General features: G+C 61.7%; 11 protein-coding genes. 3 read left to right on the plus strand and 8 right to left on the minus strand.

Translation table 11 applies throughout. The features are described from left to right. Positions 1–76: 76 nt before the first annotated feature. From BLW55_RS04485 to BLW55_RS04520, 8 genes are all read right to left on the minus strand, one after another. A complete protein-coding gene (locus BLW55_RS04485) occupies positions 77–802 on the minus strand; it encodes a lytic transglycosylase domain-containing protein (RefSeq protein WP_090326988.1) in 726 nt (241 codons plus the stop codon). Between the two features lie 212 nt (positions 803–1,014). Further along, positions 1,015–1,755, minus strand: coding sequence for an N-acetylmuramoyl-L-alanine amidase (locus BLW55_RS04490; protein WP_090329884.1), 741 nt, complete (start codon positions 1,753–1,755; stop codon positions 1,015–1,017). A gap of 23 nt (positions 1,756–1,778) precedes the next feature. Further along, positions 1,779–2,489, minus strand: a complete 711-nt coding sequence (locus BLW55_RS04495; RefSeq protein ID WP_040665534.1) for a J domain-containing protein — start codon at positions 2,487–2,489, stop codon at positions 1,779–1,781. 131 nt (positions 2,490–2,620) lie between these two features. Next, positions 2,621–2,806: a hypothetical protein gene (locus tag BLW55_RS04500; protein ID WP_007010418.1), complete on the minus strand. Its 186-nt coding sequence runs from the start codon at positions 2,804–2,806 to the stop codon at positions 2,621–2,623. A gap of 221 nt (positions 2,807–3,027) precedes the next feature. Next, on the minus strand, positions 3,028–3,549 hold the full coding sequence (locus BLW55_RS04505) for a winged helix DNA-binding protein (protein ID WP_244508984.1): 522 nt from the start codon (positions 3,547–3,549) through the stop codon (positions 3,028–3,030). A 2-nt stretch (positions 3,550–3,551) separates the two neighbouring features. Beyond that, positions 3,552–4,856 (minus strand): TRAP transporter large permease, encoded by a 1,305-nt coding sequence (locus tag BLW55_RS04510; protein ID WP_090326991.1) that lies wholly within the window; start codon positions 4,854–4,856, stop codon positions 3,552–3,554. Beyond that, entirely contained in the window at positions 4,856–5,407 is a 552-nt protein-coding gene (locus tag BLW55_RS04515; protein WP_244508985.1) for a TRAP transporter small permease, read from the minus strand. The genes BLW55_RS04510 and BLW55_RS04515 overlap by 1 nt, the downstream gene beginning before the upstream one ends. 99 nt (positions 5,408–5,506) lie before the next feature. Then, positions 5,507–6,478, minus strand: coding sequence for a TRAP transporter substrate-binding protein (locus BLW55_RS04520; RefSeq protein WP_090329885.1), 972 nt, complete (start codon positions 6,476–6,478; stop codon positions 5,507–5,509). A gap of 160 nt (positions 6,479–6,638) precedes the next feature. Here BLW55_RS04520 and BLW55_RS04525 point away from each other — a divergent pair, with 160 nt between their 5' ends. The 3 genes from BLW55_RS04525 (at position 6,639) to BLW55_RS04535 (ending at position 12,400) form a co-directional block, all read left to right on the plus strand. Further along, the gene (locus BLW55_RS04525) at positions 6,639–10,265 is read left to right on the plus strand and encodes a hydantoinase B/oxoprolinase family protein (RefSeq protein ID WP_090329886.1); all 3,627 of its coding nucleotides are present in this window, start codon (positions 6,639–6,641) and stop codon (positions 10,263–10,265) included. A gap of 210 nt (positions 10,266–10,475) precedes the next feature. Continuing rightward, positions 10,476–11,720 carry a BtaA family protein gene (locus BLW55_RS04530; RefSeq protein WP_090326998.1) on the plus strand — a complete coding sequence of 415 codons (1,245 nt, stop codon included), beginning with the start codon at positions 10,476–10,478 and terminating at the stop codon, positions 11,718–11,720. Between the two features lie 2 nt (positions 11,721–11,722). Then, positions 11,723–12,400, plus strand: a complete 678-nt coding sequence (locus BLW55_RS04535) for a class I SAM-dependent methyltransferase (protein ID WP_090327000.1) — start codon at positions 11,723–11,725, stop codon at positions 12,398–12,400. Positions 12,401–12,536 lie beyond the last annotated feature (136 nt).

Here is a 12,536-nt window from a genome sequence, read left to right on the forward strand (position 1 = left end):
ACGTATAAAGGGTTTCGCACGGCAAAACGCAACTCAAAACAGACACGTTTGCGCACGAAACCCCTCATTCCCGAACTTAACGCCCGAGAATCCGCTTCACTTTCGAGCAATAGCGCGAGGAAATCGGGTTCATGCGCTTCGCGCCGTGACCCGCATTGTATTTGAGAATCGTGCCGCAGGTCGTGCCGCCACCCAGCTTGTGCGCCTTGGCGAGGTACTTCATGCCGTACTTGATGTTGGTATCGGGATTGTAGAGGCCCTTGGCCGAGCCGCGATAGCCCATCATCCGCGCCGTTGCGGGCTTGATCTGCATAAGGCCGATCTCGCCCGCCGCGCCACGTGCATTCGCACGGTAGTTGCTTTCAACCCGGACAACGGCGTTGGCCAGCGAAACCGGGACGCCATAGGCAGAAGCGTATTGGGCAATGATCGTCTGGTAGGAACCGCCCTTGGCGCTCTTGCTGCCCTTGGAGCTCTTGCCGCTGGTGCGCACGGTGGTTTTAACCGTGGTCTTCTTCTTGCTGGACTTCGCTGTGACCTTCTTTTCCGCCCTGGCCGGTTTCGCCGGCTTTATCGAGGCGGTGGTGGTCATGTCCACTTCGCTTGCCTGGGAACCTTTTCCACCACGGATGATTGTACGAAGCAGATTGGGCGCGGCTTCACCCTTTTCCGCTTTCTCGGCACTCTTCTTGGCAGAGTGGGCCGCGATCACCTGTCCATAATTGGTCTTTTCGCCACCATGGGACAAAGACGTTGCAGCGCCGACAGCGATCGCTGCCGCGAGTAAGGTTTTGATTTTCATTTCGACCCGTAAATCTGTGCCGCAGCATCCGTGCGCGGCAGGTTTTGTCTTTAACGAAGCCGGGATCAATGTCCCACGGCCTCAACACGGGTCGGTGTTTTGCAGGCGAAGGGGAAACAAAAAAGGCGCTTCAATTCAAATAATATGAATCGATGAAATTTTGCGCCAGTCTTGGGAGTGAGTGATCGTCAGGGAGAAGAATCAATCACAAATTAATTATACAACAATTTGCGCAAAATCTCGCATGTTGTCACATCAGCCAGGCCACAAACCTCTAAAGGCCTGAAATGCCTTTGAAATTCCCGGACGATCGTTTGCGTTTGCCTGTCATATGTTCCGGTTGTGGCAATCCCGTATCCGTAGCGCTGAAGCAGTCTCTGGAGGGCCAGAACGGCCGGTCCGCTGCCGTCGGGACCGAGAACACGCCCTCCCGGGATGGGCGCAATTGCGACAAAATGGCCAAGACCAGCCGCCGCCAGCCGCTGCCAGGGAAACTTTTCTCCCGGGTCGACCTTGCGACCGGGCGCAATGTCGGAATGGGCAAGAACCCGTTTTGCCAGGATTCTGTGACGCCGGCAGATGTCCAGGCCAAGCTCGAGAACGGCCTTGATCTGCACCTCGGGAAAGTCCGGCAGGTTCTGCGGATGCCCCGCATTCGCGATCTCGACACCGATGGACCAGGAGTTAACATCGTCACGCCCCCGCCATGATCCCCGCCCCGCATGCCAGGCCCGGTCCGCCTCCCGCACCATCTGCACGATGCGCCCGTCTTCATGGACGAGATAGTGGCTTGAAACCTCGCTTTCGGCTGCGCAAAGCCAGTCCTGCGCACTCTTGCCGGTTTCCATGCCGGTATAGTGGAGAATGAGCGCATCAGGCTTTTGTCCGTCCCGCCGTACGCCGAAATTCGGAGAGGGACAAACCTCCGCCCCGCTGAAATCCGGCTCGAACATCGCCGCTGCGCAGACGGTCGCACTCACGCACGCACCTGCGCTTTCTCGATGCTCTCATAGGCCGCGTTGATCGCCGCAAGACGCGTATTTGCGATGGCCAGGAACTCTTCCGGAACCCCGCGCGCAATGAGCTTGTCGGGATGGTTCTCGGCAACAAGCCGGCGATACCGGCGCTTGATCTCGTCGAATGGCGCTCCCTGTTCGACACCGAGAACCAGATAAGGGTTGCCATCTCCGGTGATCGCATGACGAGACAGCATCTGCTCGAAATGGTCGTCGCCAATATCGAATATCTCTGCAACACGTTGCAGAAATTCCGTTTCACGCTCGTGGATCACGCCATCTGCCTTGGCGATATGAAACAGCGCGTCGAGAATATCCTCGAGCACCATGCAGTTCGGTCCGCCATATCCGCACAGATTGGCCATCTGCTGCGCATAGGCCTCGAAACCCGCCACATCCTGCTGTGCGAGATTGTAGAGCCGCGAGACATTGGCCTGCTCGTTGCGCGGAACGGAAAAAACTTCGTGGAAGGCCCTGACCTCGTCCTGTGTCACGACACCATCGGCCTTCGCCATCTTGGCCGACAGGGCGATGATGGCGATGGAAAAGGCAACGCGCCGGCGCAGTTGCGGGTCGCCTTCGAATACGGTGCGAATGGCCTCGACCATCGCTGACAGCGCACTGCCGGGCGCGCGCGTGATAAAGTCTGTTATACGATCCCAAAACGTCATGCCGGTTTTGTAACCGCAAACGCCCGGGATTTCGAGGCGCAGTTTGGCGCAAGCGGAGCCGGATGGGATTTTCATCCCATCCGGCTGTTTTCTCTTCAGGCACTCATTACGCGACCTGAATGGACGACGCCTTACTGGCTGGTCGTGCCCTGATCCTGCATCGGGTCAGCTTCGGGTGCAGCAGCCGGCGGATCCATCGGGGTTGCATCCTGCTGTTCGGGCTCGATGCTCTGGGTGGTCGTGTTGTCGCCTTCACTACAGGCTGCAAGTCCAAGAAGGGCGAGGCCCGAAACGGTGGCGGCTAGAAACTTTTTCATGTCGACTCTCCATACAAAGCGCATCTTGGATCGCCGTGCGTCCATCCGGACGCACAAAGGACGATCCAAACCATGGATAGAGCATCGGAATCACCCGAAAACCGGATTCCACTTTTCGGTCCGATGCTCCAAGAGCGCGACACCACGCGCTCACACCAAAGAAATGCGCGGACGCGTCTGGAGTTTCGTAACGTTGAATGACCGTTCGTAACGATGCGGGATCAAAGGCTGGTCGCGCTGCGTGCCGCCTGATCATATTGCCCGGAAAGGGCGTGCATCACCGCAGCGATGCCGGAAAGCGCTTCCTCGTCGAGCTTGAGGCGCTTGGTGCTGGCAACGAGCAGCGCTTCACGAACCTCATGATAGCGCTCGCAGGCGGCGGCCCCTTCCGCAGTCGCCTTCACCGTCTTTTCCTTGCCCCTGCGCCCGGTCTTGACCAGACCGAGCGCGGCCAGCTTCTTGATGGCGTAGGACGCGACGTGAACGTCTTCGATGTTGAACATCATGCACAGCTCCGAAAGCGTCTTCTCCCGGTTCCTGTGATTGACGGCATGCAGGATCTGCACGGCGGTGGGCTGCAGCCCCGGCACACCTGCCGCTGCCATGCAGCGCACCATCCAGCGCTCGAAGGAATGGCTCATCACAGTCATCGCAAACTCGATCTCCGACAGCGCCGGCATGGCGCCAGCGGCCAGATGAGCGGCGGAGACGACCGGTCCGACTTTCCTTTCGGCGTTCGACATCATTACCTCGCGAGCATGGTTTGCGGCAGCCAAAGCGCCAGTTGCGGGAACAGGACGATCAACGCCACGGCGACGATCATCATGAGGAAGAACGGCAGGGTCATGCCGGCGACCTTGAGAATGTTGTGACCGGTAAGCCCCTGAATGACGAACAGGTTGAAGCCGACCGGCGGCGTGATCTGACTCATCTCGACCACGAGCACGAGATAGATGCCGAACCAGATGATGTCGAGCCCCGCAGCCTCCACCATGGGCAGAATGACCGATGCGGTAAGCACGACGATGGAAATGCCGTCGAGAAAACAACCCAGCACGACGAAGAAAAGGGTCAGCACAGCCAGAAGCGCATAGGGCGAGTAGCCCTGCTCGGCGATGAACTGCGCCAGCGCACGGGGAATGCCCGTATAGCCCATGGCCACGGTCAGAACGGACGCACCGGCGAGGATGAGCACGATCATGCAGGAAGTGCGCGAGGCGTTGCGCAGCGCAGCGAAAAAGGTCGAGCGACTTAACGTGCCGGTGAACCATGACAGTGCCAGTGAGAGGACCACACCGACAACGGCGGCCTCGGTGGGCGAAGCAAAGCCGCCATAGATCGAACCGATGACACCGATGATGAGCGCCAGGATCGGGAACAGGCGACGCGTCTGCCAGATGCGCTGAAGATAGGGAATGCGCGGATCAGCCTCGGGCATGCGCTTGTGAATGATCATCGACCACACGGCCGTGTAGCCCATGAAGAGCGCCGCCAGCATGATGCCGGGAACGACGCCGGCGATGAACAGACGGGCGATGGACTGCTCGGTGGCCGCACCGTAGACGATCAGAATGATCGACGGCGGGATGAGCAGGCCGAGCGTGCCGGAACCGGCAAGCGAGCCGATGGCCATGCGCTCGTCATAGCCGCGCTTTCTGAGCTCGGGCAGAGACATGCGGCCGATGGTGGCCGTGGTGGCGGCAGACGAGCCGGACACGGCGGCGAAGATGGCGCAGCCCAGAATGTTGACGTGCAGGAGCCGGCCCGGCAGACGCCGCATCCACGGCGCCAGGCCGGCGAACATGTCTTCGGCCAGCCTTGTGCGGAACAGGATCTCTCCCATCCAGATGAACATGGGAAGAGCGGCCAGATCCCACGAATTGATGGAGCCCCACACGGTGGTGGCCATCACCGCGCCGGGCGGCACCGGAACCATGAGATAGATGGCCGCAAGACCGGCCACCATGAGCGCCAGCGCAACCCAGAGGCCGGCGGCAAGCAGGACGAGCATCAGCCCGCCGAGCGTGAGGGAAATGGTCAGGAGGTCCATCACACTTCCTCCGCTGCGCCGTCTTCGGTGGCGAGATAGGATGGCGACCGGCCCGTAAGGGCCGCGAACAGATCATCCAGTAGCGCAATGGCGAATATGCCGATCCCGAGAGCCATGACCGACTGCGGTATCCAGAGCGGGATTGCGATGATGCCGTAGGACAATTCGTTGAAACGGTGACTGTCGAGGGCGAGCTTTGCCGCATAGTAGAAGAAGAAGCCCGCCAGCGCCGCTCCGACCAGGAGCACGAACACCTCGGCCATCCGGCGCATGCCCTCGGGCATGGCGGCGAGCCCCAGCGTCACGCGGATCTGCGCACCGCCGCGCAGGGAGCCGGCAAGCGCCATGAAAGAGGCTCCGACCAGCAGGAAGCCCGCGATCTCCGCCAACGACGGCACAAGAAAGCCAAAGGGTGGCAGGCCGAAAAGCCCAAGCAGGCTGTCCACCACGCGCCCCATGACCTGGGCGAACACCAGAACTGCGATCACGCAGAGGGCGGCCATGGCCAGCCATTCGGCTGCACCATAGAGCCCATTCATCAGTTTTCTCATTGTCGTCGTCTCCGCTCCGACGGTCTCATTGTGGTCGCACATGGCGACCGATCTGCAGGCGGCTGAAGAACCGGCCGCCTGCAGCGCCTGTCAAAGCGGTCAGTTTTGGTAGGCTTCGAGGATGGCCTTGCCTTCGTCGCCGGCCTTTTCAGCCCATTCGGCGGACATTTCCGCACCGATGGCGGCAAGCCCTTCCTTCAGCTCGGCGCTGGGCGCAGTCACGGTGATGCCGTTGTCTTTCAGGACCTGGGTCTTTTCCATCGTCTCCTTGACGGAAGCCTCCCAGCCACGCGTCTCGGCCGTGGCCGCAGCCTCAAGCACCGCTGCCTGCTGATCTGCCGCCAGTGCATCGAACGCGGCCTTGTTTACAAAGACCATGTTGCGCGGCAGCCAGGCCTGGGCGTCGGAGTAATGAGAGAGGAAGTCCCAGACCTTGGAATTCGCACCGGTGGACGGCGACGTCACCATGGCTTCGACGCGACCGGTGGCAAAGGCGGTCGGCAGATCCGGTACCTCAACCTGCGTCGGAAGCGAGCCCGCAAGCTGCGCCAGACGCTCGGTAGCGGCATTGTAGGCGCGCATCTTCAGCCCCTTGAGGTCGTCGACCGAGGAGATGTCCTTCTGGGTATAGATACCCTGCGGCGGCCAGGGCACAGAGAATAGCAACTGAAGCCCCTGCTCCTGAAGCTTTGCGGCAAGCTGGTCCTTCGACGCGTCATAGAGTTTCTTCGCGTCATCATAGCTGGTGGCCAGGAATGGGATCGAATCCACTTCATAGATCGGGTCTTCGTTTGAAAGACGCGAGCCAAGGATTTCGCCGATCTGGGCAAGCCCCTGCCGCACGGCGTTCTTGATGTCGGGATGCTTGAAGAGCGATCCGTTGGAGTGAACGGTAATCTCCAGCCCGCCATCGGTGGCTGATTTCACATCCTCGGCGAACTGGACGATGTTCTGCGTGTGGAAATTGGTGTCGCCATAGGGCACCGGCATGTCCCACTTGGTCTGGGCAGATGCCGATGTCGCAAAGCCGAGCGCGGCTGCGGCCAGAACGAATTTCACGGAATGATGCATATTCAGATCTCCCATTTTGTGAAGCAACGGAGGTGTTTCCTCACCCTTCTCATTGCAATAAAGACAGCGTGGCACATTCAGACAATATGTCAATAAATTATTGACGTTTTATCCGAGACATGGTTCTCCTTTTGCCAAGGATAATGCGAAGGAAGCGATGATGACAGAAGGCAAATGGGATTTTTGGATCGACCGCGGCGGCACTTTTACCGACGTTATCGGCCGCGCCCCCGATGGCGGGCTCTTTGCCCGCAAGCTGCTTTCTGAAAATCCGGAAGCCTACGCCGATGCCGGCATCCAGGGCATTCGCGATCACCTCGGCGTCAAGAAGGGCGAAGCCATGCCTTCGCATCTGATCGGCGACGTGAAGATGGGCACGACCGTTGCCACCAATGCGCTTCTGGAGCGCAAGGGCGACCGCGTGGCGCTGGTCATCACCAAAGGCTTCCGCGACGCGCTCAAGATCGCCTATCAGGCGCGGCCCGACATCTTCGCCAAAGAGATCATTCTTCCCGAACAGCTCTATGAGCGCGTGATCGAGGTGCCGGAGCGCCGACGCGTGGACGGCACGGTGGAAACGGAACTCGACCTTGGAGCCGTGAAGGGCGAAATCGAGGCGGCGAAGGCTGACGGCATCGATGCGGTGGCCATCGTCTTCATGCATGCCTGGAAATATCCCGAACATGAGAAAGCCGCTGCAAGCCTTTGCCGCGATTCCGGTTTCTCGCAGGTCTCTGTCAGCCACGAGACCTCACCGCTCATCAAGCTGGTGGGGCGCGGCGACACCACGGTAGTGGATGCCTATCTGTCGCCGATCCTGTCGCGCTATGTGAGCCGCGTGGCGGCGGAACTGGGCGTCGACGAGAATGGCGAAGGCCCGGGCCTCAAATTCATGATGTCGTCGGGCGGCCTGACGGCGGCCGACAAGTTCCAGGGCAAGGACGCGATCCTCTCCGGCCCCGCCGGCGGTGTGGTCGGCATGGTCGAGACGGCGCGGCTTGCCGGCTTCGACAAGGTGATCGGCTTCGACATGGGCGGCACCTCCACGGACGTGGCCCATTATGACGGCGACTATGAACGCGCCTTCGACACGGAAGTGGCGGGCGTGCGCATTCGCGCACCGATGATGCGCATTCACACCGTGGCCGCCGGTGGCGGCTCGATCCTGCATTATGAAGACAACCGCCTGAAGGCGGGTCCGGATTCGGCCGGCGCAAACCCCGGCCCCGCCTGCTATCGCCGTGGCGGGCCGCTGGCCGTGACCGATGCGAATGTGATGCTGGGCAAGTTGCAGCCGGACTTCTTCCCGGCCATTTTCGGCCCCGAGCAGAACGAGCCGCTCGATGTGGACGCCGTGCGCGCCCGCTTCACCGAGCTTGCCGACAAGATCGGCGACGGACGCCCGGCGGAAGCCGTGGCGGAAGGCTTCATCACCATTGCGGTCGAAAACATGGCCAATGCAGTGAAGAAGATTTCCGTGCAGCGCGGCTATGACGTGACCGGCTATCTGCTGAACTGTTTTGGCGGCGCGGGTGGCCAGCATGCCTGCCTCGTGGCCGACGCGCTCGGCATGGAAGCGGTGCTGATCCATCCGATGTCGGGCCTGCTCTCGGCCTATGGCATCGGCCTTGCGACCGTGTTCGCCTCGCGCCAGCAGGCGCTTTTGAAGCCCTTTGCGGAAAGCTCTCTGGACGCCATCGACGCGCTTTCGGCGTCGCTGCGCGAAGAGGTGCGCGCGGAGCTGGCCGATCAGGGCATCACCGGCGACAAGGTGGTCTGGGCGACCAAGCTGGAAATCCGCTACGAGGGCACCGACACCACGCTGCCCATCGCCTTTGACGGCACGCTTGAGACCGCCAAAGCCGCCTTCGAGGCGGCGCACAAGGCGCAGTTCGGCTTCGTCTACGACGACAAGCCGATGGTGGTGGAAGCCGTCAGCGTCGAGGGACTGGACGCCGGCGATGGCCGTCCGGTCGAGCAGGAGCAGGCGACCAGCGACGCCACGCCCGCTCCCGGCGAGACGCGCGCGATCTTCTGCGATGGCGCTTGGCACGATGCCGGCATCTACCGCCGCGAGACGCTGTCGCGCGGCGCGAAGGTCAACGGCCCTGCCCTCATCATCGAGGCCAACCAGACGGTTGTCGTGGAGCCCGGCTGGCAGGCCGAGATCACCGCGCTCGACCACATTCTGATGCGCCGCGTGGAGAAGAAGGCCCGTATGGCCGCACTCGGCACCAAGGCCGATCCGGTGATGCTCGAGGTCTTCAACAACCTGTTCATGTCGATCGCCGAACAGATGGGCGTGACGTTGCAGAACACCGCCTATTCGGTGAACATCAAGGAGCGGCTCGACTTCTCCTGCGCGGTTTTTGACCAGAACGGCGCGCTGGTGGCCAACGCCCCGCACATGCCGGTGCATCTGGGCTCCATGGACCGCTCGGTGGAAACCGTCATCCGACTGAACAAGGGCAATATCCGCCCCGGCGACGTGTTCGCGCTGAACGCGCCCTATAATGGCGGCACGCATCTGCCCGACATCACGGTGGTTACGCCCGTGTTTGACGATCACGGCGAGAACATTCTGTTCTACACCGCCTCGCGCGGCCACCATGCCGATGTCGGCGGCACCGCGCCCGGCTCCATGACGCCGCTGGCGACCACGGTGGATGAAGAAGGCGTTCTGTTCGACAATTTCCGCCTTGTCGAAGGCGGCAAGTTCCGCGAAGAGGAGCTGCACACGCTTCTGACCGACCACGCCTATCCGGCGCGCAACCCGCACCAGAACATTGCCGATCTGAAGGCGCAGATTGCCGCCAACGAAAAGGGCGTGGCGGAACTGCGCAAGATGATCGACCAGTTCGGCCTGGACGTGGTGCAGGCCTATATGGGCCATGTGCAGGACAATGCGGCGGAAGCCGTGCGCCGCGTGCTCGAACGCCTGCCGGACGCGTCGGAATATGAATATCCGACCGACACGGGCCAGGTGATCAAGGTGAAGATCACCGTCGACCGCGAAAAGCGCGAGGCGACCGTCGACTTCACCGGCACGTCGAATGTTCAGAAGAACAATTTCAACGCGCCCGAACCGGTGACCCGCGCGGCCGTGCTCTATGCCTTCCGCGTGATGGTGGAAGGGCAGATCCCGATGAATGCGGGCTGCCTGCGGCCAATCAACATCGTGATCCCGGAAGACTGCATGCTGCGCCCCTCCTATCCGGCGGCGGTCGTGGCCGGCAATGTGGAGACGTCGCAGCACGTCACCAATGCGCTGTTCGGCGCGATGAAGGCCATCGCCAACAGCCAGGGCACGATGAACAATCTGACCTTCGGCAATGAAGAGTATCAGTATTACGAGACCATCTGCTCCGGCTCTCCGGCCGGTCGCATGAATGACGGTCGCGGCTTTGATGGCGCATCGGGCGTTCATGTCCACATGACCAATTCGCGCCTGACGGACCCGGAAATCCTGGAGTTGCGTTTCCCGGTTCTGCTTGAGGACTTCCACATCCGCGAAGGCTCCGGCGGCAAGGGCAAGTGGAGCGCCGGCGACGGCACGCGCCGCACCATCCGCTTCCTGAAGACCATGGAATGCGCCATTCTCTCCTCCCACCGCAGCGGGCCGCCACGCGGCGTTGAGGGCGGCGGCGATGGCGAGATGGGCAAGACCGAAGTGCGCCGCAAGGACGGTCATGTCGAGACGCTCAAGGGCTGCGACCAGACGGTGATCGAGGCCGGTGAAGCGGTGATCGTGACCACGCCCACCGCCGGTGGGTTCGGCGCGGCGTAAAGCACTCAGGACTGCGGGCGGGGAGCATGCTTCTCCGCCCGCATTGTCACTGGAGCCCCTATTCGGGGCCAGGCGCCGCTGAACGGGCGGCGCGCGCAGCCAAACCTGCACCCCGCCTTTAACAGCCCCGTCACACTCGGTCATTCAGCGTTCACGCGCCTGTCATGGAAGCGCAGTAGCCCCTCAGGGAAAGATTGAGGGGAGAGACCCATGACAGATCTTTCAGCCGGCACCGGCCTTTCCACCCGCCGCCATCTCGGCAAAGCGGTCTATCAGAACAGGGCCACCACGCGCGCTGGCCTTTCCGAACGCCTCTTCGCCCTTCTTTTCTCGGGCCTCGTCTATCCGCAGATCTGGGAAGACCCGGACGTGGATATCGCGGCGATGGAACTCGATGAGAGCCACCGCATCGTCACCATCGCGTCGGGCGGCTGCAATGTGCTGGCCTATCTCACCTGCCAGCCGGCGAAGATCGATGCCGTGGACCTGAACGCCGCGCATGTAGCGCTCAACCGGCTGAAGCTCACCGCCTTCAAGACGCTGCCCGCCCATGGCGACCTGCTGCGCTTCTTCGGCACAACCAACCAGCGCAGCAACAGCGAGGCCTATCGCCGCTTCATCGCGCCAGCGCTCGACGCCCAGTCGCGTCGGCACTGGGAAAGCCGCGGGCCGCTTGGCCGCAGGCGCATCGACGCCTTCACGCGCAATTTCTACCGCAAGGGCCTGCTCGGCTTCTTCATCGCCACGGGCCACACAGTCGCAAAGTTCTATGGCGTGAACCCCACCGACATCATGAAGTCGCGCTCGCTTCGCGATCAGCGCATCTTCTTCGATGAGCAGTTACGCCCGCTGTTCGACCGTGGACTTGTGCGCTGGGCGACCTCGCGCAAGGCATCGCTGTTTGGCCTCGGCATTCCGCCGGCACAGTATGACTCGCTGATCACAGCGGGTGACGGCACCATGGCGGACGTTCTGTCGAGCCGGCTTGAAAAGCTTGCCTGCCATTTCCCGCTGAAGGAAAACTATTTCGCCTGGCAGGCCTTCGCCCGCCATTACCCCGCACAGGGCGAAGCCACCCTGCCCGCCTATCTGGAGCGCAGGAATTTCGACACGATCCGCTCTGCGGCGGACAATGTTACGGTGCACCACGCAAACCTGATGGACGTGCTGGGCAACAAGCCCGCGCAGAGCGTAGACCGCTATGTGCTGCTCGACGCGCAGGACTGGATGAACGACGATCAGCTCAACGCGCTGTGGAGCGAGATCACCCGCACGGCAGCGCCCGACGCGCGCGTCATCTTCCGCACCGCCGCAGCGCCTAGCCTGCTGCCGGGCCGCGTGAACGATCACATTCTGAACCAGTGGCGCTATGAGAAAATTCGCTCGCGCGAACTCTCGGCCAACGACCGCTCGGCGATCTATGGCGGGTTCCACCTCTATGTGAAAGCGGCCTGAAAATGGCCATGCCGCAGACCGCCGGCCACGCCAGCCTGATGGACGGCGTCTATCGCCGCCAGCGCCATATCTACGACCTGACGCGCAAATATTATCTGCTTGGGCGTGACGGGCTGATCGGCGGGCTGAACGTGCCGGAAGGCGGCGCGGTGCTGGAGCTGGGCTGTGGAACGGGGCGCAATCTGGCGCTTGTTTCGGACCATTATCCGAAGGCGCGGCTTTTCGGCCTCGACATCTCGCAGGAGATGCTTGCCACCGCAAGAAAGCGCATGGAGCGTGAGGGGACCGACGCCCGACTGGCCAAAGCCGATGCATCGTCTTTCGATGCCGAAGCGCTGTTCGGTCAGGCCCGTTTCGACCGGGTTTTCATTTCCTATTCGCTGTCGATGATCCCGCCATGGCGCGAGACCATTGCAGCCGGCCTCGACTGCGTTGCGCCGGGCGGCTCGCTGCACATTGTGGATTTCGGCCGGCAGGAAAGGCTGCCCGGCTGGTTTCGCGCAGGACTGCGGCGTTGGCTTGCGGCCTTCCACGTGACGCCGCGTGATTCACTGCGTGAAGCGCTGGAATCGGAATGCGAAAAACGGGGCGCAAGCCTGCGTTTCGATTCGTCTTTTCGCGGTTACGCCGTGCAGGCGATTGTGGAATTGCCTGCTGAGTACGACACCCCGTTGCATTGACGTTGTGCGTGGTTCGACAAGCTCACCATGAGGGAGGTGGAGCTTCGCGGTGAAGACCGGTTCCACACCCCTGCTCACCAGTTGTGCAGCCAATCCCATCCCTCATGGTGAGCTTGTCGAACCACGCACCACTCCA

The organism is Nitratireductor aquibiodomus (assembly GCF_900105565.1).
Classification (GTDB): domain Bacteria; phylum Pseudomonadota; class Alphaproteobacteria; order Rhizobiales; family Rhizobiaceae; genus Nitratireductor; species Nitratireductor aquibiodomus.